This is a genomic window from Flavobacterium ginsenosidimutans (genome assembly GCF_003254625.1).
GTDB classification, from domain to species: Bacteria; Bacteroidota; Bacteroidia; order Flavobacteriales; family Flavobacteriaceae; genus Flavobacterium; species Flavobacterium ginsenosidimutans.
On the sequence record NZ_QJRJ01000073.1, the window covers coordinates 143946 to 168103 of the forward strand.

16 protein-coding genes are annotated in these 24158 nt (G+C 34.4%); 12 read left to right on the forward strand and 4 right to left on the reverse strand.

Annotated features, from left to right (window positions below; translation table 11 throughout):
- Positions 1 to 14: 14 nt before the first annotated feature.
- From DM444_RS08055 to DM444_RS23865, 4 genes are all read right to left on the reverse strand, one after another.
- On the reverse strand, positions 15 to 1607 hold the full coding sequence (locus DM444_RS08055; protein WP_111285410.1) for a magnesium transporter MgtE N-terminal domain-containing protein: 1593 nt from the start codon (positions 1605 to 1607) through the stop codon (positions 15 to 17).
- Between the two features lie 19 nt (positions 1608 to 1626).
- Entirely contained in the window at positions 1627 to 3105 is a 1479-nt protein-coding gene (locus tag DM444_RS08060; protein WP_111285412.1) for an MFS transporter, read from the reverse strand.
- Between the two features lie 217 nt (positions 3106 to 3322).
- The gene (locus tag DM444_RS08065) at positions 3323 to 4318 is read right to left on the reverse strand and encodes an MFS transporter (RefSeq protein WP_239455620.1); all 996 of its coding nucleotides are present in this window, start codon (positions 4316 to 4318) and stop codon (positions 3323 to 3325) included.
- The gene (locus tag DM444_RS23865; protein WP_239455621.1) at positions 4215 to 4805 is read right to left on the reverse strand and encodes an MFS transporter; all 591 of its coding nucleotides are present in this window, start codon (positions 4803 to 4805) and stop codon (positions 4215 to 4217) included. The genes DM444_RS08065 and DM444_RS23865 overlap by 104 nt, the downstream gene beginning before the upstream one ends.
- Before the next feature lie 961 nt (positions 4806 to 5766).
- Between DM444_RS23865 and DM444_RS08070 the strand changes: the two genes are divergently transcribed.
- The 12 genes from DM444_RS08070 (at position 5767) to DM444_RS08125 (ending at position 24112) form a co-directional block, all read left to right on the forward strand.
- On the forward strand, positions 5767 to 8889 hold the full coding sequence (locus DM444_RS08070; protein ID WP_111285414.1) for a SusC/RagA family TonB-linked outer membrane protein: 3123 nt from the start codon (positions 5767 to 5769) through the stop codon (positions 8887 to 8889).
- 16 nt (positions 8890 to 8905) lie between these two features.
- The gene (locus DM444_RS08075; protein WP_111285416.1) at positions 8906 to 10378 is read left to right on the forward strand and encodes a RagB/SusD family nutrient uptake outer membrane protein; all 1473 of its coding nucleotides are present in this window, start codon (positions 8906 to 8908) and stop codon (positions 10376 to 10378) included.
- 31 nt (positions 10379 to 10409) lie between these two features.
- The gene (locus DM444_RS08080) at positions 10410 to 12332 is read left to right on the forward strand and encodes an arylsulfatase (protein ID WP_111285418.1); all 1923 of its coding nucleotides are present in this window, start codon (positions 10410 to 10412) and stop codon (positions 12330 to 12332) included.
- Positions 12333 to 12467: 135 nt separating this feature from the next.
- The gene (locus DM444_RS08085) at positions 12468 to 14393 is read left to right on the forward strand and encodes an arylsulfatase (RefSeq protein ID WP_111285420.1); all 1926 of its coding nucleotides are present in this window, start codon (positions 12468 to 12470) and stop codon (positions 14391 to 14393) included.
- A 55-nt stretch (positions 14394 to 14448) separates the two neighbouring features.
- A complete protein-coding gene (locus DM444_RS08090) occupies positions 14449 to 15000 on the forward strand; it encodes a DUF1254 domain-containing protein (RefSeq protein WP_111285422.1) in 552 nt (183 codons plus the stop codon).
- Between the two features lie 18 nt (positions 15001 to 15018).
- The gene (locus DM444_RS08095) at positions 15019 to 15612 is read left to right on the forward strand and encodes a DUF1214 domain-containing protein (RefSeq protein ID WP_111285424.1); all 594 of its coding nucleotides are present in this window, start codon (positions 15019 to 15021) and stop codon (positions 15610 to 15612) included.
- Between the two features lie 241 nt (positions 15613 to 15853).
- Entirely contained in the window at positions 15854 to 16921 is a 1068-nt protein-coding gene (locus DM444_RS08100; RefSeq protein WP_111285426.1) for a sterol desaturase family protein, read from the forward strand.
- Positions 16922 to 17004: 83 nt separating this feature from the next.
- Complete coding sequence (locus tag DM444_RS08105) at positions 17005 to 17718, forward strand: rhodanese-like domain-containing protein (RefSeq protein WP_111285455.1); 714 nt, start codon at positions 17005 to 17007, stop codon at positions 17716 to 17718.
- Positions 17719 to 17921: 203 nt separating this feature from the next.
- On the forward strand, positions 17922 to 19538 hold the full coding sequence (locus DM444_RS08110) for a sulfatase-like hydrolase/transferase (protein ID WP_111285457.1): 1617 nt from the start codon (positions 17922 to 17924) through the stop codon (positions 19536 to 19538).
- 28 nt (positions 19539 to 19566) lie between these two features.
- Positions 19567 to 21003, forward strand: a complete 1437-nt coding sequence (locus tag DM444_RS08115) for a YeiH family protein (protein ID WP_239455622.1) — start codon at positions 19567 to 19569, stop codon at positions 21001 to 21003.
- Between the two features lie 6 nt (positions 21004 to 21009).
- The gene (locus DM444_RS08120) at positions 21010 to 22692 is read left to right on the forward strand and encodes an arylsulfatase (RefSeq protein WP_239455623.1); all 1683 of its coding nucleotides are present in this window, start codon (positions 21010 to 21012) and stop codon (positions 22690 to 22692) included.
- Between the two features lie 535 nt (positions 22693 to 23227).
- Positions 23228 to 24112, forward strand: coding sequence for a serine O-acetyltransferase (locus tag DM444_RS08125; RefSeq protein ID WP_111285459.1), 885 nt, complete (start codon positions 23228 to 23230; stop codon positions 24110 to 24112).
- The last annotated feature ends 46 nt before the right edge of the window (positions 24113 to 24158 follow it).

Here is a 24158-nt window from a genome sequence, read left to right on the forward strand (position 1 = left end):
TAATGATTACTTCTTTAACTTGGTTTCTCGCAATTCTTACGATTGTAAAACCACCAATTGATACCTGTAGCTAATATAGTAAAAAAAGAAACACCAATAAAGAATTGATTTACAGTACCATTAGCCGAAATATTATTTCCTATTAATTTAGAAAAGATAAATGGCCCAAATGCCGCAATTGCAGCTGTCCAACCAATAACTCCTGCTGCCTGACGAGGATTCTCTTTAAAAATAATTGGATATTGTCTGAAGGTTCCAGCATTTCCAATTCCGGTAAAAAAGAACATTGCTAAAATTACTGCTACAAAAAGAGGAAACTTATCCATACTTGTCGGTGCAACTAATCCTTGAGTTACTAAAATAATAGCTCCTGCCAAAATTCCTAAACCTGTTATGGTTGTCAATACGGCTCCTCCTACTTTATCTGCAACAAATCCAAAAGCAATTCGGCTGGCAGAACCTATTAACGGTCCATAAAAAGCATATACTAAAGGATCTGGCGCATTTGGAAAATCTCCATATAAAAATTTAATCATTAATGGAAAAGCGGCAGATAAACCTGCAAAAGTTCCAAAAGTCATTACGTATGTAATTGTACAATACCAAGTATGTTTATTTGAGAAAATATCCAATTGCTCTTTTACAGAAGCCTTCATCGGTATACTTCTTAAATAAAACCAGCTTATAAATGCCATAATTATTAGAAATGGCGCGTACCAAAATGCTGCAGATTGCAAATAAATTGGTTTGTTTTTTACCGCTGTATTTTCGGCGCTAATGTTGTTTATTATTTTCTCTGCTAATTTTGGATTTGCATTTGCAATCGCTTTTGCTTTTGCCTTAACAGGAAGTGAAGCAAAAACAACCGCATTGTCTTGCGAGTTCACGGCCGTACTTACAGAATCAACAATGTTTTTCTTTACATTAGAAAGAATTTTCGTTTGTACTTGACTATCTAAAGCAACAAAAACTTCTTTTTGTTTTTCAATTGAAGAATTTTGGAAAACAGTTAACGTTTCTTTCGGATCGATGCTTGTAAAAACGGTCGAAGCTCCAAAAATTCCGACGCTTATTACTAATGGCGTAACGAATTGTGCTATTGAAACACCAAAATTTCCAATTCCTGCCTGAATTCCTAATGCAGTTCCTTTTAATCTTTGAGGAAAAAACAAACTTGTACTTGGCATATAAGAAGAAAAATCTCCACCGCCAAAACCAGTTGTAAAAGCCAAAACTGCAAAAACCCAGAAAGGCGTATTTACATTCATAATTGCAAAACCAATTCCGATTACGGGAATTAATTTAATTGCTGTCGCCAAAGAAATAATATGTCGCGTTCCAAAAATAGGAAGCAGAAATGTGTGAATAATTCGCAATAATCCGGCAGCTAATCCCGGTATTGCAGTTAACCAAAAAAGCTGATCTTTAGAAAAATTAAATCCTAATCCAGGCAGTTTTACTGCTATAACACTCATCATGAACCATGAGGCAAATGATAATACTAATGTAATTGTTGTAATTGTTAAAGTTCTCCATGCAATTTTACTTCCGTCAGAATTCCAATATGCTTCATCTTCGGGGTTCCATTTGTCTAACCAAGTTTTCATCTCTATTTCAATTTAATTTTTAATGATTGTCTTCTATTTCTCTTGTAAAATCGGGTGATTTACTTCGCATCGCATTTATGATTGTTCTGTGCATCCATACTAAACAAAGAACAGAAACCAGAAATATGAATATCCATGAGCTTGTCCAGAGTCCAGTATAAGTGAGAAGATAGCCAAAGATTATTGGACCGAAGAAACCTCCTAATCCACCAATCAAACCAACCATTCCGCCCACTACTCCAACTTCATTAGGAAAATATTCTGGAATGTGTTTGTAAACAGCCGCTTTTCCAATACCCCAAGAAATTCCTATCAGCGTTACCAAAACAACGTACACCCAAAGATTGGCGCTGAAGTTGATTTGGGTAATTCCTTTTGCTAATAATTCTTTCTTTTTTACTTCCTGATTTTGTTTTACAATGATTTCCTGCCAAGATTTTTTTACAGGGAAAACAGAAGATTCGCTATTTATTTCCAGATCTTTTTTAGTGTTGATTTGATGTGATTTTCCGTTGACTATTATTTTATCTGCCGAAATTTCTGTTACCGTCCCATTACTTAAAGACATAACTCCAGGGCCCGCAGTGAAGATTTCCATTTTTGGAAACATCAATAAAAAACTGATTACGATTGATGAGCCCAAAACCCAATACATCACTTTTCTCGCTCCAAATTTATCTGAGAGATAACCTCCAAAAGCCCTTATAACTCCTGATGGAAGACTGAACATTGTAGCAAACATACCGCCCATTACTAAAGTGGTATTGTAGACATTCATGAAATTTGGAAGAAGCCACTGCGAGTAGGCTACAAAAAATCCGAAAACTAAAAAGTAATACGCACCAAAGCGCCACACTCTGACCTTTTTAAGCGGAGACATAAGTTCTCCCATAGTTTTTGAAATACCATGATTGGTTTTGTTTTTAGCAAAAACAATAAAAAGAATTCCGATAATTACTAGTATGGATGCGTATATAACTGGAAGCATTTTCCAGCCGTTAAGTGGGTCACTTTCAGATAAATTATTTAATAAGGTAGGCGCAATAAAAGTGGTAATGGCTGCACCGGCATTTCCCATTCCGAAGATTCCTAAGGCTCTTCCTTGCCATTCTTTTGGATACCAAATTGAAGTGTATCCTATCCCAACGGCGAAACTGGTTCCAACTAATCCGAAGAAAAAACTTAGAACTGCAAAACTCCAAAAGGAATTTGCAAAAGGAAGTAAAAAAAGCGGCACAGAACATAGGAGTAGTAAAACCGAAAAAACATATTTGCCACCATACTTATCTGTTAAAATTCCTATTGGCAGTCTGAAAACAGAACCTGAAAGAATAGGAATTCCGAGAAGCCAACCAATTTCTACTACAGTAAAATTGAATATTCCTTTATCAGCCAAAAAAGTGATCAAAACGCCATTTAATGTCCAACATGCAAAACATACGGTAAAAGCTAAGGTATTAAGAAATAAAATTCGGTGAGATTGAGACAAATTATTCATAAACTATGTAGATTACCTGAATATAATCGAGTGATTATCATCAATTATGCAAGCAAAATTATAGTCTCAATCTGATAATTTATATGACATATATCATATAAAAGATATTTTTATCTTATTTTAAAACATCCTAAATAACAGAAAATGAATACCTTTTAAAATAGAAAAAGCCTTTTCTGTATTTAGAAAAGGCTTTTTCTGTTTTTATAAATCTATTTTAATGTTTTCGATCCATATCTTTAGCAAATTCTGGTGATTTCTCTTTCATCAAATTCACAACAACACGATGCATCCATATTAAACAAATAAGAGAAACTGCCAAAATAAACATCCATGAACTTGTCCAGAAACCAGTTGTACTTAAAAGATAACCGAAGATAATTGGTCCAACAAATCCACCTAAACCGCCGAGTAAGCCAACCATTCCACCTACAACGCCAACTTCATTTGGAAAATAATCCGGAATATGTTTATACACCGCTGCAGAGCCAATTCCCCACGCAGAACCAATCAGAATTACTAAAACTAAATAAATCCAAATATTGGCTTCAAAATGAATTTGGGTAATTCCTTCTGCCAATAAATCTTTCTTTTGAACTTGCTGATTCTGCTCTACTACAACTTGTTGCCAAGACTTTTTTGATGGGAAAAATTTGCTGTGTGCAGCATTTTTATCTTCTTGAATTATCGGATAGGTTTTATCGCCAATAACAATTTTATCGTTTGAAACTTCGGTAACTGTTCCCGCTTTTGCTGCTGTAATACCAGAACCAGATGTTGTAATATCCATTTTTGGAAACATCAGCAGAAAACTTAAAACAACTGAAGAACTCAAAACCCAATACATTACTTTTCTCGCACCAAAACGATCAGATAAAAATCCGCCATAAGCTCTAATAACTCCAGATGGCAAACTAAATATGGCAGCAAAAATTCCACCCATAACCAAAGTCGTATGATATACGTTTAAAAAATTGGGAAGCAACCATTGCGAAAATGTTACAAATGAACCAAAAACAAGAAAATAATATAATCCAAAACGCCAAACTCGGATACTTTTAAGCGGTGTAAAAACTTGATTTATTGTTTTAGGTGCTGCTTCAATTTTTTTATTTTTTGTAAAAATCAAAAAAACAATTCCCATAGCAAGCAAAACACTTGCATAAATAATTGGAAGCCATTTCCAGCCATTTCCAGCCATTTTCTGGATCATTTTCCGAGAATTTTGTCAGTAATGTCGGCGCTAGAAAAGTAGTCAGTGCAGCGCCAGAATTTCCCATTCCGAAAATACCTAAGGCTCTTCCTTGCCATTCTTTTGGATAATAAACTGAAGTATAGCCTACGCCAATGGCAAAACTAGTTCCTACCATTCCGAATAAAAAACTCAAAATCGCAAACGTCCAGAAATTATAAGCAAAAGGTAAAAGAAATAATGGAATTGAACTCAAGATTAATAAACAAGAAAAAACCGGTTTCCCTCCAAATTTATCTGTGAGAATTCCCATTGGCAAACGCATTACCGAACCTGTTAAAATCGGAATCCCGAGAAGCCACCCTATCTCGACGACACTCCATTCAAAAATACCACGATCGTTTAAAAAAGTTACTAATACTCCATTTAACGTCCAGCAGGCAAAACAAATTATAAATGCTAACGTATTGAAAAAAAGAATGCGATGTGATTGGGAAAGATCAGACATAGAAAAATAGTGTTAGAATTATTACTGAAAAATTTAACCTATAAATCAATATTGCAGAAATATTTCAATTTTCCTGCTAAAAATAAGAATGTATTAAAATTAGAAAAAAAACAGTTAAAACACTAATAATAAACAATATAACAAAATTTAAAATTATTGCTAAATAACTTACTATCGTTTGCCTTAAATTGTGTATCAACTCATTCTGAAACATTTACAAGACGTTTTTAGAGCTTTTACATATCTTACAAAGTATTAAAAACAAGCATTTTAAATGTAAAATACTACAATTTTGCACTTCAATTAAAAAATAAATTAACATTTTTTTTAAATCAAACAACACATACAATCACTTAAAAAACAAGGCATTAAGAATTGTTTTTTAAGTGATTTCCAATTCTAAAAAAGACTTTTTTCAAAAAAAATCGTCTAAACTTTTGGTTTTTATTATATAAAATTTAACTTTGTCTATAGGATTAGTAGAGTTTAAAATAATATTTCCAACTATAAAAAACTATTATTGTGAAAACAACAGAAAGCATATCGCGTTACATTCTTCCTAAAAAATACACTTATAGCACTATTTGTTATATGTGTATCTGTTGTTAATAATCTACTTTCATTTTGTTTGCCTTTATAATTCATATCGAAGCAAAACATAAAAAACATCACCAAAAATATTTAATGAATTTTAACCAAGAAATCTCTCCAATGCATTCAGATGTATTGGATCAGATTCTTGAAACCATATCTATTATTCAACAAATTAAATAACTAACAACTAAAAAGACAAAAATGAAAACAATGCAAAGCTGTTGCTGTAAATAAAAAAAGCCATTTCTGCGGCAACAGAAATGGCAAGGCTTAAAGAACATTTATCACTAAATCAAGAACACTTTTAGAGTGCTGTATAAACAGTGCTCAGGGCGTCTTGTTAATTACTTAAAACCAACACAAAGAAATGAAAAAAAAGTTAAACATACACATACTGCTGTTTCTACTCTTGATAACGGCAGGAATACAAGCCCAGAATACCACACCTCTTATTCAATCCAAACTAGACGGAACTGTAGTAGACGCTATTACAAATCAGCCCATTATAGGTGCATCAGTAACCATTAAAGGAACAACTCACGGTGTTGTGACAGATGCAGAAGGAAAATTTTATTTTCAGACGGGACAGAAATTTCCCTACACATTGATTGTAAGCTACATTGGATATAAAAAATTGGAAGTCATTGTTGAGAAAAATCCAGTAATTATTAATCTTAAAGAAGAACGCCAAGAACTAGACGAATTGGTAGTTGTAGGTTACGGAACTCAGAAGAGAAAAGACATTACAGGATCTGTAGCTTCGGTTCCAAAAGCCAATTTATCTCAGGTAACTTCATCAGCAGATAATCTTTTAAGAGGTGCTGTGGCTGGAGTTGTAGTTACACAAAGTTCAGGACGTCCTGGCGCATCTTCAAGTGTTCGTATTCGTGGAGGAAACTCTATTACCGCTGGTAACGAACCGCTTTATGTTGTTGATGGAATTTTAATTTATAATGATAACGCAAATAGCTCGGCAGGAGTTACTTATGCGGGAGCAAGCGTAAACGTTTTATCCACAATAAATCCAGCTGATATTGAATCTATAGAGGTTCTTAAAGATGCTTCTGCAACAGCAATTTATGGCTCGCGTGGTGCTAATGGAGTTGTTATTATTACAACTAAAAAAGGAACAAAAGGACAAGATAATATTTCGTACCAAGGTTATTTCGGATTTCAGAATATCTCAAAGAAATTGAAATTAATGAATGCGAGCGAATGGGCAAGTTTAAGAAACGACGTTCAGGCAAGCATTGGTCAAGCACCTTCTTTCTCTGCTGAACAAATTGAAGCTTTAAAAACTTCTGGAAATTACGATTGGCAGTCGGCTGCATTTGTAACTGCGGCACCTATTCAAAATCATAATTTATCTTTTTCTGGTGGAGACGAAAGATCTAGATATGCTGTCTCTGCAGGATATTTTGATCAAGATGGTATCGTTTTAGGATCTGATTTTAAACGTATTTCTCTTCGTGCAAACTATGAAAGAAATTATTCTCAGAAATTCAAATTTGGTGTGAATGCAAATTACACTTATTCTCTTGCTAATGGTGTAGGAACTTCTGGAAGCGGTAGAACTCCAAACCCTTTAGTAGCAGCTGTATTAACTGCACCAGTAGTTCCAATTAAAAATGAAAATGGAAGTTATAATGTGACTAATAATCCATACGCAACTTCTGTAAATGGTTACGTTCCAAACCCGATTAACGATTTGGAAAACACAACAAACCAAACTAATCTAAATAGAATTCTAACCAGTTTATTTGGTGAATATAAATTCAACAAAGAATTAACTGCAAAAGTTGCTGTAAGTGGTGACGTTTTAAATACAAAACAAAATTATTATGCTCCGTCAAACACAACTACAGGCGCTGGAACAAAAGGATTGGCTTCTGTCGGAGAAAGATTAGTAAGTTCTGTTTTAAATGAAAACACACTTACTTATAACACTAATTTCGGTGAAAATAATAAATTCTCAGCTTTAGGAGGTTATACACTTCAATATACAAAAGGTGAAGTTGTAAATGCTGGAGCTCAAACTTTTGTAAATGATGCCAATACTTACAATGCACTTCAAGATGGTGTTGCTGTAAAACCATATAGTGAAGCATACGAAAGCGTCTTAAAATCTTGGTTGGCGAGAGTTAATTATTCTTATAAAGGAAAATACAACTTTACCGTTTCAGGGCGTGCAGACGGTTCTTCTAGATTTGGTGCTGAATCACTTTGGGGTTACTTCCCTTCTGCTGGGTTTTCTTGGAATATTACTGACGAAGAATTTGCAAACAATATCAAAGGTGTAACGGAAGCTAAACTTAGAATTACAGCAGGAACAACAGGAAATCAAGAAATTGGAAATTACCTTTCTCTTGCTTCAATGGGTTCTGTAAATTATTCTTTTGGCGGAACTTTATACACAGGAATCGCTCCTACTCGATTGGCAAATCCAGATTTGAGATGGGAAAAAACAAATCAATATAATGTTGGATTGGATTTATCATTATTAGACCGAAAAATCAATTTTGTTTTTGATGTGTATTACAAAAAGACAAAAGATCTTTTAATTAGTGTTCCAGTTCCGTTGAGTTCTGGTTATGCGACTGTGCTTCAAAACATTGGAGGAGTTGAAAATAAAGGTTTTGAAGTTGGTTTAACAACCGAAAACGTAAAAACAGAAAACTTCGCTTGGAATTCGAACATCGTATTTTCTTTAAACAGAAATAAAGTTACAGAGATTGGAAACGGTGTAGATCAGTTTTTCCCTGTAGTGCCAAACGGTTCTTTATTACAGCAGCAACCAGTTACTGTAAAAGTAGGTCTGCCATTAGGAACTTTCTGGGGATATAAAACCAACGGAATTTTTCAAACTCAGGAAGAAGTTAATACTCAGCCAAAAATCAACAGTTTAGCAAATACAAAAGTTGGTGACAGAAAATATGTTGACACAAATGGAGATGGCGTTATTACAGCCCTTGATAAAGGAAATTTAGGTACTTCTCAACCAAAATTTGTTGGAAGTTTCAGCAATACAGTTTCATACAATGATTTTGATTTGAATTTCTCTTTCCAAGGAGCATACGGCGGAAAAATCTTCAATGCTTTAAATCAGCAGTTAGAAATTTCTACGCTTGGAACTAATGCTGCGTCAACTTTAAATGACCGTTGGACAACAACAAATCCGAGTAATGAAATTCCGAGAGCTTCTAGTTCACCATTAGGAATTGTTTCTGAGCGCTATGTTGAAGATGCTTCTTTCTTAAGATTGAAATTAATCACTTTAGGATATACTTTACCTAAAAGCATTTCAAAAAAACTGGGAACGAAAAGCGTAAAAGTTTACATCTCTGCAGAAAACTTAATTACATGGACGAAATACACTGGCTATGATCCAGAGGTAAGTTCATACGAACAAAACAACTTATATCCGGGAATTGACTTTGGTTCTTATCCAAACTCAAAAACATTCATCTCGGGCTTGAACGTAACATTCTAAGTAAAAAAACATCAAAATGAAAAAGATCATTATAACATTCCTTTTAAGTGCCGGCCTATTTGTATCGTGCACGGAGCTTGAGGTAACTCCAAACTCTTTTGTAACCGAAGACAATTATTTTATCACTCAAGATGATGCTGTTGCAAGTGTAACTGCTGTTTACGCTTCGCTGAGCCTTGATCCAGGTGAACAAAGTTTGTTTGGAAGAAACCTTTATTTCCTAACTGATATGGGGTCTGATTACGCAGCTGCAGGAGTTTCTGCGACAAACCCGCAAGTTAGAGCAATGAGCAGTTTAACGCACGATGCTACTAATGACCGCGTTCAGGTGGCATGGAGACAAATTTATAACGGAATTAATAGAGCCAATGTTTCTATTGACAATATTCCGAAAGTGTCTGGTTCTGAAGTAATCAAAACAAGATTGATTAACGAAGCTAAATTTATTAGAGGTTTATTGTACTTTCAAGCAGTTCGCCTTTGGGGTGGAGTTCCGATTGTTTTACATGAAGCAACTTCTATCAATTTAGGAGATTTAAAAACAAATCGTTCTACAGTTGACGAAGTGTACGCTCAAATCGTTAAAGATTTAACTGATGCTGAAGCTTTACCAAAAACGTATACAGCAGCAGATGCTGGACGCGCAACTTCTGGTGCTGCAAAAGCAATTTTAGCTAAAGTTTATTTGACTAGAAAAGACTGGCCAAATGCTATTTCAAAAGCAAGAGAAGTTATTGACGGCGGTTACGGATATGCTTTGTTTGAAGATTTTCAAGATATTTTCACTAAAACAAAAAAGAACGGAAAAGAGCATATTTTCTCTGTTCAATTCGAACCAAATCAAGCAGGAAATGGTTCTAGCGGAAGTACTTTTCAAGCAACATCTTTTACAGGATTTACAGCAACAGAACCAGCAGATATTATCTCAGACGTTGCATTGTTTTATGATATCTATGCACCTGGAGATAAAAGAAGAGATGTGAGTTATGCGAAACAATTGCTTAATCCATCAACGGGAACGCTTTATACTTTTCCTAAGCCAATTTTCAAAAAATATCTGGATTTAACCAATCTGGCAACTCCATCAAATGTTGCGATCAACTTTCCGGTTATTCGTTACGCAGACATCCTTTTGTCTTTAGCGGAAGCGATAAATGAACAAGGCGGACCAACTGCTGAAGCTTACGAATTGATTAATCAAGTGAGAAGAAGAGCTTTCGGAAAAGCGATTACAACGCCTGATGCAGAAGTAGATTTAGTTGGATTAGACCAAACTTCTTTTAGAGCTGCAATTCAGGAAGAACGCAAAAAAGAGTTTGTTCAAGAAGGACAGCGCTGGTACGATTTGGTAAGATGGGGAACATTGGTTACTGAAGTGAAAAAAGTAACGGCTAAAAACTCAGTTTCAGAAAGAAATAATCTTTACCCAATTCCGCAAAGCGAAAGAAATATTAACCCAGATGGTTTACCTCAAAATCCTGGATATTAATTAGAACCAAAAACCAAAAAAATATTAAAAGATGAAAAATTTTAAAAATACCACAATAATCAAAAGCTCTGGAAAAGGGCTTTTGATTACGGCATTGCTGGTTGCACAATTTGGCTTTGCACAAGAACAACAAGAGTTTAAAGGAACAATAGGAAAAACTCTTGCCGATTCTAAAGAATATTGGCCAGAGCCTGTAACGGCTCCAAAAGGCGCTCCGAATATTGTTTGGATTTTATTGGATGATGTTGGATTTGGAGCTTCAAGCACTTTTGGAGGTTTAATCAATACACCAACTTTTGATAATCTGGCAAACAACGGACTTCGTTATACCAACTTTCACACCACAGCGATTTGTGCTCCTACCCGCGCCGCTTTATTAACTGGAAGAAATTCTGGAAGAGTTCACGTTAGCGGATTTTCTCATACCATTCTATCAGCTGGTTTCCCAGGTTGGGACGGAAAAATTCCTTCTGATAAAGGAACAATTGCAGAGATTTTAAGTGACAACGGCTACAACACTTTTGCAGTTGGAAAATATGGTGTTACACCAGATGAAGATGCTACAGATGCTGGTCCGTTTGACAGATGGCCAACTGGAAAAGGTTTCGATCATTTCTACGGATTCTTAGGCTCGCAAACCGATCAATACAATCCTGATTTAGTGGAAGATCAAGTTCATATTAAACCAGACGGACGTCACTTAAATGAATTGATTACAGACAAAGCAATCAGTTATATTCAGAAACAGCAAAAAGCAGCGCCTGGAAAACCATTCTTCTTGTACTATGCGCCAGGAGCTGTTCATGCACCTCATCAAGTGGCTGAAAAATGGGTTGAACCATACAAAGGAAAATTTGACGAAGGCTGGGATGTTTACCGTGAAAAAGTATTGGCTAACCAAAAGAAATTGGGAATCTTTCCTCAAAATGCTGGGTTGCCAGATCGTAACGCTTTAATCACAGAATGGAAAAAATTAACTCCAGACCAAAAGAAAGTCTATGCAAGATTCATGGAAGTTTACGCTGGATTCTTGACTTATACCGATTATGAAATTGGAAGAGTTGTAGATTACTTAAAACAAAGCGGACAGCTTGACAACACTTTAATCTTTGTTGCAATTGGTGACAATGGAGCTAGTAAAGAAGGAACTTTACAAGGAACAATCAATCAAAGTTTGTTTTCTCAAGGAAAATCGGATGAAGAAAATCTTCAAAGCAACTTAAATAACATTGGTGAAATCGGAACTGCAAAAGGTTTAAATACGAATTATCCTTTAGGATGGGCGCAGGCAACGAATGCTCCTTTCAAAAACTGGAAACAAGATGCACATTCAGAAGGTGGAACAAGAAATCCGTTGATTGTTTTTTATCCAAACGGAATTAAAGACAAAGGCGGTATCAGAAATCAATACAGCCATGTTACAGATTTGCTTCCTACAACTTTAGCTATTGCAGGAATTAAAGCTCCAGAATATATCAAAGGAATCAAACAAGATATTATTCAAGGATCTTCATTCCAAGCTTCTTTAGATAATCCGAAAGCAGAATCATTGCACAAAGTACAGTATTACTACATTTTTGGAAACAGAGCAATCTATAAAGACGGATGGAAAGCTTCGGCTGCACATTTACCAGATTCATTTGCTGTAAAACAATCTTTAGGAAAAAGTGAAAAACCAGCGGCAAGTAACTTTGATACTGATGTTTGGGAATTATATAACCTAAACGAAGACTTTAACGAACGTAATAATTTGGCAAAAAAATATCCTGAAAAACTAGCTGAACTTCAAAAGTTATTTGACGAACAAGCAAAGGAAAACAATGTTTATCCTTTGATTGACTGGCAAGATGTTTACAACAGAAGAATTCATAACACCGCAGCTGATAAAGGAAAAACACTGCAAGATTTAGTAAAACAAGTAACTAAACCTGCAGATACAGAAACTACAAAATAATGATTACATAACCTGCAAGGTTTTAAAAACCTTGTAGGTTTCAAATATCCAAACCAGAAAAATCTTTAATGATTTCCTCGGTTTGAAAATCATACCTACACGGTTTTGGAAACCTTGCAGGATAAATTTATAGAGATGAAAAAAATAAAAAATAACATAATAAATCTCAAAACTCCACAAAAAGGTCTTTTGTTGACAGCTTTGGTTTTTGCTCAATTTGGTTTTGGGCAATCAAAACCTGATCCAAATTACAAAGGAGTTGTGGGTAAAACTTTAGCCGATTCTAAAGAATATTGGATTGAGCCTGTTAAAGCACCAGAAGGCGCACCAAATGTGGTTTGGATTTTATTAGATGATGTTGGCTTTGGAGCAACAAGTGCTTTTGGAGGATTAATCAATACACCAACTTTTGAAAAACTGGCTAATAACGGTTTGCGTTATACCAACTTTCACACCACAGCCATTTGTGCACCAACACGTTCTGCTTTGTTAACTGGGCGTAATTCCCACGCTGTACATGTTGGCGGATTTTCTCATACTTCTATGTCAGCAGGATTTCCTGGCTGGGATGGAAGACTTCCTTCTTCGGCGGGAACAATTGCTGAGATTTTGCGTGACAACGGTTACAACACTTTTGCAGTTGGAAAATATGGTGTTACTCCCGACGAAGATGCAACAGATGCTGGCCCGTTTGACAGATGGCCAACTGGAAAAGGCTTCGAACATTTTTACGGATTCTTAGGTTCTCAAACCGATCAATACAATCCTGATTTGGTTGAAGATCAGACTTGGTTAAATGGAAGCACAAAACTAAACGGTGCCGAAAAAGACAGATCTAAAAATGAGTTTACGACCGATCTTAAAGGAAAACATTTAAGCGAATTGATTACTGATAAAGCAATCACATACATTGATCGTCAGAAACATGCCGCACCAAACAAACCGTTCTTTTTATACTATGCGCCGGGAGCAACACATTCTCCGCACCAAGTAGAAAAACAATGGAGCGATAAATACAAAGGAAAATTTGATGATGGCTGGGATGCTTATCGCGACAAAGTAATCGCCAATCAGAAAAAATTAGGTTTAATTCCTTCTGATGCAAAACTAACAATTCGTGATTCTTATGTACCTGCATGGAATACTTTATCTCCAGATGAGAAAAAACTATATGCTCAGTTTATGGAAATATACGCTGGATATTTAGAATATACAGATTATGAAGTAAGCCGAATTGTAGATCATCTAAAATCGATCAATCAACTTGATAATACTATTTTCTATATCGTTTTGGGAGATAACGGAGCAAGTAAAGAAGGAAGTTCAATTGGTTTAATTGACGAATCTTTTAGAAAACTTTCTGATCCTAAGATTAAAGAAGAATCATTGAAATCTAATTTGGCAAAAACTGCTTTATTAGGAACTCCAGCGGCAACAAAAGAAAACTACCCGCACGGATGGGCGTTGGCAGCAAATACTCCGTTTAGAAATTTAAAACAAGACGCACATTCTGAAGGAGGAACACGAAATCCGTTGATTGTTTATTATCCAAAAGGAATTAAAACGCCAGGGATTCGTAACCAATATGGACATGTAATTGATATTCTGCCAACAACTTTAGAAACTGTTGGAATCAAAGCGCCAGAAACCATCAGAGGAATTGCTCAGGATTCTATTCAAGGAACTTCTCTAGCCTATTCTTATGCTGACGCTAAAGCACCTTCAAGACATAAAATTCAACATTACTATATTTTTGGTTCAAGATCATTATATAAAGACGGTTGGAAAGCTTCGGCGCCGCATCATCCTGATTATATTGACATTACTCAAAATGATGCTTTATCTAAAAAAGACGAGCCAAGTAATTTTGATAATGACGTTTGGGAATTATATAATCTAAATACGGATTTTAATGAAAGAGTCGATTTAGCTAAAAAATACCCAGAAAAATTAAAAGAGCTTCAGGCAGAATTTGACAATCAAGCGAAGAAAAATAATCTTTATCCGCTAATCGATTGGCAAGATGTTTTGAGACAGCGCATTCACAAGAAAAATAAATAATAATGTTATCAGAGCTGTTAACTAATTAATAGCTCTGATATTAAAAAAGCAAACTATGGCAGCAACAAAACCACTTATCAAAAAAAGCATTTTTGCTTTAGTGCTTGTAGTAATTGCAGTGACTTTTTACTACTTAACGATCTGGGCAGTTCCGTATTATGTGCAAAATAAATTTGCCGAAAAAAGTGCAGGCTATGTAAATACACCAAGATTTGGAGAACAGCCTAACGCGGAGAACAGCAGAGTCATTCCGCTTCCAAATCCTGATTTTTTGTATTCTACCATCAATTATGATTTGAAAGAGAATGTATTGAAAATCTCTGGAATTGTTCCTGATTCAACCTATTGGTCTATCTCTGCTTATCAGGAAAATACCACTAACTTTTTTGTGGAAAATGAAGAAAAAGTAAAAGCAAAATTCGAATATTATTTAGCTCCAGAAGGAAGCACTTCTGAAGTTTTAAAGAATGTTCCAAAAGAAAAAATCATTTACAGTCCGACTACAAAAGGCTTAATTCTTTTCCGCTATTTGGTTTCAAAAGCATATCCTGTAAAAAAACTGGAAGAATTACAGCATGGTGTTACGGTTGAAAAATTAGCGAATTAATTTTAAAATCAAATCAAAATGGCTTTAAATCAAAAAATTAAGAAAATAGCAATCGGGTTAGGATTAGTCCTTTTGGCTGTAGTTTTAGGAAGCGGCGTTGGTATTTACAATATCAAATCAGGAAAAAGCGATTCACAGCGTACCATTGGGAATTGGAAAACGGTTGATAAAGACAAAGACCTCAACACAGCCGATTTACTGACAATTGCTCAAGTAGCAGTATACGGCCCGTATGCTTTAACTAAAAAAGAAGTTATTTACTTAAGTACAAGTACTGACAGTGAAGGAAATGAATTAGATCCAAAGTCGGATTATATCATTAACGGAAAAAAACTTGATGCAAAATACTGGAGCATTACAGCTTATGATGAAAGCGGTTTTTTAATTAAAAACCCAATCAATAAATACAGTTACAATTTGGAAGATGTAAAATATGAAGCCGACAGCACTTCTTATAAAATCAACCTTTCGGGTACAGAAAAGAAAGAAAACTGGCTTCCGATCACTAATGTTCAAAAAACAAGTTTGATCATTCGTTTGTACTTGCCTTCTGAAAAATTGAGAGAAAATTTAACGGTTGAGACGCTTCCAACCATTCAAAAAGTAAAATAAAATTAAAGGATTCTAACAAATTAATGAAAATTTACAAAATAAAACTCTACTACATCCATAGAATTAGAAGTTAAATTATTTATTTTTACATTAAACTATTCAAATACAAAAAGATATGAAACGAGTAGATTATGAAATCATAGGAAAAAAGATTGTCGTTGGGATAATCTTGTTTTTAGTTCCGCTAGCAATTTTAGCTGCAGGACTAACAATAATTAATCAATTTTTAAAATAAGAAATCATGGCAATAGTTCAAAAAGAAAAATTAGTAAGAGACTTAACAATAAGCTTCTTTATTTATTCATTGCCCGTATTGGCAATTTACCTTTACTTTAAATTAAGCGGTGGAGCTGTAAGTGAATCTCATCTTACATTACCTTCGTTTTTGGAATTTGCAAAACCAGCTTTTGAAAACATCCGCACTTGGGGATTAACAGTTTTCATGCTTGTTTTGGGAGTTATAGAATTTGCAGCAGGTCTTTATGACGATGAATGGACAGGCGAAGAACGTAAAATTGACATTGTTTGTTTCTTAGCGCCAAAATTACTTTTACCTCCAATCATTGCATTTTTCAGCTTAAATGCTTTACCATATTTATTACCAAATTCTGCTAATGTTTTATCATGGGTTCCGTTTTGGGGAGGTTTTTTCCTTATCGCAATTGCTGATGATTTAACGCAATATTGGTACCACAGATTACACCATCAAGTTCCATTTTTATGGCGTTTTCACAGAACGCACCACTCTGCTCCTTACATGGGAATGGCAATGGCATCTAGACAAAACTTTATTTATACGGTTTTCTTTTCGCAAATTTATTTGACAGCAACTTTAACTTATTTAGGTCTAGGATTACCTGCTTTATTTGTTTTAGTAATTAAAAGTATCATCACTTTAGGCGCTCACTCAAGTATTCCATGGGATAAACCGTTTTACAAATACAAAGTTTTACATCCAATTGCATGGGTTTTAGAAAGATTGATTTCTACTCCAGCAACGCATCATGCGCATCACGCAGACACAAGCGGAGATGGTGTTGGACATTTTAAAGGAAACTTCGGAAATATGTTTTTTATCTGGGATGTCATTTTTGGAACAGGATTGATTACTCGAAAATATCCAAAATCATTTGGTACAAAATCATACAAACAAGAAGAATGGTACGCACAGTTTCTTTGGCCAATTTTTAAATCTAAAAAAGAAGGAAGTTCTCTTGCCGAAGGCGTATTAGCATTTCCTTTAAAAGCCAGACCTGTAGAAAACACAGTACAAACGGAAGAACCAACTCCAGTTTTGGAGCAGGTTTAATTTTAAATCAAAAATAGAAATTAAGCCAACTTACATTTAATCTAACTTAATTGAATGTAAGCTGGCTTTTTAAATAAATTTATATGAAAAATAAAATACTTAAAAAGACTTTTACAGCTGTATTTCTGCTTTTTACGATTGTAAATTTTTCACAGGGAAAAAGTGCAAATATATTGCTGGATGCTTTTTATTCTAAAATCAAAAGCCAAAAAAATCCGCAGATAATTGATGCCAGAGGTGCAGATGAATTTGCGTTAAACCATATTGAAGGTGCTCTAAATTTTAATCTGAAATCTGAAGATTACGAAAAACACGTTGCTGCTTTAAATCCGTCAAAACCTGTATTTATTTACTCCATTGCAGCTTATCGAAGCGGGCTTTTATCAACCGATTTAGCTAAAAGAGGATTCTCTGAAGTATATATTCTAGAAGGTGGAATTGCAAGCTGGATTGGTGGAGGAAAACCTTTTTACAGCAATTTAAAAAGTAAATTATCATTGCCAGAATACAAAAAAATCCTAGCGGACAATAATTATGTATTAGTAGATATTGGTTCAAAATACTGCGCTACTTGCAAAACAGTAAAACCTATTTTGGAATCGATCAGATCTCAATATGGAGAAAAATTAAAAATCATTGAAATAGAATTAGAAGAAAGTCCGCAGGTAATTGCCGATCTAAAAACAGTAAAAGTCTTCCCTACTCTAATTCTTTATGAAAATGGCAAAATCGTTTTCAAAAAAGATGGATTAGGAGATCTTAAAAATGATGTTGATTTGGCTTTGGCTTCGAAATGATAATCTAATTTGAGAGCAAAGTTGGATACAATTTTGTCAGGCTGAGCGAAGTCGAAGCCCGCGCTAAAAACTCCACAAAGATTGATTTTTTTTTTTCGTGACGGAGCTACTTGTGTGGGCTTCGACTTCGCTCAGCCTGACAAACCGTACATGAAAAAATTAAACAACGCAAAACCAAAATTCAAAAAATAACTTACCAAAATATGGCAAACTTCAAATTCAATAAAAAATTTATAATTCCTATTCTCCTGCTTTTTCTGATTGCGGCTTTTTTATTCTGGCCGATTAATACCTATGGAATCTTAATCAAAGAAGATCCAAAATTAGCAGAAGGAAAAAAAGAATTTTTAGCTTCAAAACCTAAAGATTCTATTTATGGAAAAAAGACCAATATCATTATCCTTCTGGCAGATGATTTAGGAAAATATGATATTTCGCTCTACGGCGGAAAATCGACTCCAACTCCACAAATCGATTCATTGGCGGCATCAGGTGCAACTTTTACAGACGGTTACGCTTCGGCATCAATTTGTTCGCCATCTAGAGCGGGATTAATTACAGGAAGATATCAGGAACGTTTTGGACATGAATATCAGCCAGGCGATCGCTATCCTAAAAACAATCTGGAATATTATGCTTTTAATTATTTAATTGAAACAGATAATTGGAGATTGAACGACAAAATCGATTATCCAAATGATGCTTCTATTGCAACGCAAGGACTTCCAAAATCAGAAATCACTTTTGCAGATTTGGCAAAAAGACAAGGTTACAGCACGGGAATAATTGGAAAATGGCATTTGGGCCATAACAAAGGATTTTTTCCTTTAGATCGCGGTTTCGATTATCATTACGGATTTTATCAGGCTTTCTCGCTTTATACTCCAGAAGATGATAATCCAGATATTATCAATCATCATCATAAAGATTTTACCGACAAAACCATTTGGGGGAAAGGTCGAGTTGGAATTGGACAAATTCGCCGAGATACCACAATTATTGATGAAAAAGCCTATTTAACAGAAAAATTCGCTGAAGAAGCTGAGGCTTTTATTGATAAAAATAAAAACAAGCCTTTTTTACTTTATATTCCGTTCAATGCGCCTCACACGCCGTTTCAGGTTCGCAAAAAATATTACGATCGTTTCCCAAAGGTTAAAGACGAAAACAAGCGTGTTTATTTTGCTATGATTAGTGCATTGGATGATGCTATTGGAAGAATTCGCGAAAAAGTCAAAAAAGAAGGATTAGAAGCCAATACTTTAATCATTTTTGCAAGTGATAATGGCGGTGCCGATTATACTTTTGCTACAACAAATGCTCCACTTAAAGGCGGGAAATTTTCTCATTTCGAAGGCGGAATCAATGTTCCTTTTGCACTTTCGTGGAAAGGAAAAATTAAACCTCACACGGTTTATAAACAGCCTGTAAGTACTTTAGATTTTTTTACAACCATTGCAGCGGCGATTGGTTCTGATTTACCAAAAGATAGAATTTATGATGGTGTTGATTTGGTTAAAACAGTAAATGAAAATAAAGTCGCCCATAAAGATTTATACTGGCGTTCTGGAGATGCAAAAGCAGTTCGAAGCGGTGACTGGAAATTAATCATTAGCGGAAAAACGCATGAAAAATGGCTTTATAATCTTGCTCAAGATAAATCGGAAACTACAGATCTGGCGTCTAAAAATCCTGAAAAAGTAAAAGAATTAGAAACTGCTTTACAAACTTGGGAAAAAGGTTTAATCAAACCGCTTTGGCCAAATTTAACCTATTATGAATTCGATTTTGGGAAACAAAAGTACTTTGTTGATTTGTAATTAAACATCGCACAAACCTGACAGGTTTATGTTTGAGAATCAATTGCCTCCAGCTTTAGCTGGAGGTTTAAAATTCAAAATAGAAAAAGGCTTTAGCCAAACTTTTTATTCGGCTAAAGCCTATTTACTTGCTCACATTTTTTTATCTCCAGCTAAAGCTGGAGGCAATTCAACTAACATTCTTGAAAAAGAATTAATTCACCCCTTAATGTCAACCTCAATAAAATTTAATATTCACGAAGATTGGACAGTTGTTATTCTAGGATTTCTGATCATCGGAATTTCTCTTTTTATATTTCTTCCAGAAGTACCCGTTTTCAATTGGTCAAATACTTCTGATTTATTGAAAAATATATTTGATTTCAATAATCTAAAAATCCTTTTTACACAATTTTTATATCTGATTGCTATCGGGACTTTTGGTGTTTTTTTAATTGGAAAATCAATCAAATATTTTCTGCTTACTTTTCCAATTGTTTATCTATTAACATTGATTGCACTTATTCTGGCAGGAAATTCGGCAATAAAATCCATCAATTTAGAAGCCGTAATTTTCAGTTTGACAATTGGTTTAGCAATTGGTAATTTCTTTAAACTTCCAGAATGGTTTCGTGCTGCTTTATCAACCGAATTATTTGTCAAAATCGGATTAGTTTTATTGGGAACCAGTGTTATTTTCTCTGATATTCTAAAAGCAGGTTCATTAGGTTTAATTCAGGCTTTAATAGTGGTTTTGTCAGTTTGGTATTTTGCCTTCTGGCTTTGCAAGAAATTAAAAGTCGACGACGAATTAACGATGATGATTTCAAGTGCTGTTTCTATCTGTGGCGTTTCGGCTGCAATTGCAACTTCGGGAGCGATTAAAGGCGACTCCAAAAAATTATCTTATGTAATTTCGATCGTTTTGGTCACTGCAATTCCAATGATGATTTTTATGCCTATTATTGCTAAATATTTTAATTTCCCTGAAGAAGTAACTGGTGCTTGGCTCGGAGGAAGCATTGATACTTCTGGAGCAGTTGTTGCATCTGGAACTTTGGTTGGAGAAACAGCATTAAAAATTAGTACAATTGTAAAATTTTCGCAAAATGTACTATTAGGATTAGCCGCTTTTGTTATTTCAATTTATTGGACTTATACGCATAACAATTCGTCAGAAGTAGTATCTAAACCGACTTTAAAAGTCATTTGGGAACGTTTTCCAAAATTTGTTATCGGTTTTATATTAGCCTCTGTCGTGTTTTCGTTTTTTATAAATCCAGAAGTTCGAGACACCGTCAAAGACAATTTGAAAAATCTACAGGGAGTTTGGTTTGCACTAGCTTTTACAAGTATAGGCTTAGAAACCAATTTTAAAGATTTACTTCAAAATAATAGCAAGAAACCTTTATTTGCCTTCTTAATTGCACAATTATTCAATATTATTATTACCCTTTTCATTGCTTTTTTACTTTTCAATAAATAAAGACCAATGAAAATTAACATCAAAAATACCATGAATACCAAACTAAAAAACATTTTACTGTCTTTTCTTGTATCTGGAACGGTTGGTTTTTACCAATCGAATGCACAGAATAATTCATCAAAACCAAATATCATTTTGATTATGGTGGACGATATGGGATATTCAGATTTAGGAAATTACGGCTCAGAAATTAGTACTCCAAATCTAGATCGATTGGCGAAAGAAGGAACACGTCTTCGCGAATTTTACAATAATTCCATCTGTGCGCCCACAAGAGCTTCTTTATTAACTGGACAATATCAGCATAAAGCTGGCGTTGGCTTTTTTGATGTCAATCTGGGTTTGCCAGCTTATCAAGGTTATTTAAATAAAGAATCTCTAACTTTAGGTGAAGTTTTTCGTTCAGGCGGATACAGCACGCTTTTATCAGGGAAATGGCACGTTGGTTCTGAAGATCAAGCGCAATGGCCTAACCAAAGAGGTTTTGATAAATTTTATGGCATCTTAAAAGGAGCTTCTAATTATTTTGACACCAAGCCTTTGCCTTTTGGAAAAACGCCTTATCCAGTAAAATTAATTCGCAATAATGAAGAGTTACACCCAAAAGATGATTCTTATTATTTTACAGATGAAATCGGAAATAATGCCGTGACTTTCTTAGACGAGCAAAACAAAGAAAACAAACCTTTCTTTTTGTATTTGGCATTTACAGCACCACATTGGCCATTGCAGGCAAAACATGTTGATATTGCAAAATACAGAGGCAAATTTGACGAAGGCTGGGATGTTTTAAGAGAAAAACGAATTGAGAAATTAAAAGCTAATGGCATCTTGCCAGCAAATCAAACAGTTTCGGCAAGAGATCCTGAAGTTCCAGAATGGAGCAAACTGACCTATGATGAAAAACAATTCTGGAAAGCAAAAATGGAAGTCTATGCTGCAATGGTAGACAATATGGATCAGAACGTGGGTAAAGTTTTAGATAAATTAAAGGCGCTTAAAAAAGATAAAAACACACTAATTATTTTTATATCTGATAATGGTGCTCAAGGCGGATTTAATACTTACAATCCCTTAGGAAGAGGTTTGGTTCGAAATGACGGCCCCGTAGGAACTTCTGGATCATTTGATTATCAGGAGCAAAACTGGGCTTATTTATCGAATACCCCTTTACAGCAATACAAAAATAATATGCACGAAGGCGGATTCAGTTCTCCGTTTATTGCTTGGTTTCCATCCAAAATTAAAGCGGGAAGAATCGATAAAGGAACTGGACATATTATAGACCTTGCTCCTACTTTTTACGAATTGGCCGGAATTGAATATCCTAAAAATTTGAATGGCATAAATTCTAATCCGCTTCCTGGTAAAAGTTTATTGCCTGTTTTATTCGACAATGCTTCCGAAGTAAACCGTGGCGCGCCTTTATTTTGGGAAAGAGCTGGAAACAGAGCCGTTCGTGAAGGAAAATGGAAACTGGTTTCTATTTATCCTTCTTATGAATGGGAACTTTACAATCTTGAAACAGACCGAGGAGAAACTACAAATGTGGCAGCTCAAAATCCTGGAATTGTAAATGAGCTTTCTGCGAAATATTTTGATTGGGCAGATAAAACAGGAGTTGTAGAATACAGCAAATTCAAATTAAAACCTGAAACAATGCCTGGTGGAGCAGCTTTAAAAAAGTAATATAAATTTCCTGTAATTCGAATTTTAAAAGACAGAAAAATAAGTGTTAAAAAATAATCACACTTGTTTCTCTGTCTTTTTTAATTTCAAAAAAAACAAATAAACAACTAATAATCAAACATTTAAAAACAATAAAACAAAAATTCTTATTTCTGTTTTAAATAAAAATATCATTTCGTTTGGTTTTTAACATAATAAATTTAACTTTGCCTATAGAATTAGTAGAGTTTAAACAATTAAAGAACTACATTTTGAAAACAGCAGAAAAAATATCATCTCACATTTTTCCTAAAAACTATACATATAGCACGTTTTGTTATATGTGTTTCTGTTGTTAATACTTCCAAACCTTCGTGTAGCCGATTATCCATTTCATAAAATCGGATTGCAAAACGAATTTCTTTCATTCAAACATTTTCTTACTGAACATTATAAATTGTTTTGAGGCATTTCTGCGTCAAAATGATAGCATCTTGTCAGAAAGATTTTAAGTTGATCTCCCTGAGATTTAATTACCAACCAAAAACATTCTGACATGAATTTATTTTACCAGAAAATAGCAAAGCAGCATCAAGAATTAGCGATTCTTCCTGAGAAAAAATTAATATATGAGTTTATAGATAATCTGTTTGCGATATTGTTTTCAAATACGTCAAAATCATTTGAATTTGAAGAAACAATCAAATTTAAATTCAATGAGCTCGAAAAACAGTTTGACGAATTGGTTTCGAATTTTTCATCCAAAAAAGATCAAAAACAGCAGACAAAAATATTTTTTAACGCCATTCCGCATTTACATCATACAGCCTTAAGTGACGCACAGACCATTTTTGCCAAAGATCCTGCTGCAAAATCAATAGAAGAAGTATTGTATTCTTATCCAGGATTTTTTGCTATTTCGATGTACCGATTTTCAAATCAGTTATGGAAACAAAACCTAAGAATATTAGCAAGAACACTTTCAGAATATGCTCATATCAAAACAAGCATAGATATTCATCCTGGAGCTCAAATAGGAAATGACTTTGCAATTGACCACGGAACAGGAGTTGTAATTGGAGAAACCACAATTATTGGCAATAATGTACAAATTTATCATGGTGTTACCCTCGGTGCATTAACTGTGAAAAAAGAAGACGCATTTACCAAAAGGCATCCTTCAATTGAAGACAACGTAATAATTTATGCCAATAGCACCATTCTTGGCGGTCAAACAATAGTTGGAAAAGATTCCATAATTGGCGGAAATGTCTGCCTGACATACAGTATTCCTCCTAATTCTGTTGTTTACAATAAAAACGAAATTAAAATTAAAACTTTATCAAAAAAACTAAAAGAAATACCTAAAAACACAGCAATTCTAACTCTTAATTATGGAACGACAGAAAGATATTTATCTATAAACGAGTCATTTGATTAAAATTTATGAATAACTTTAAGGTATCAAAAAAGTAAATTATTAAATC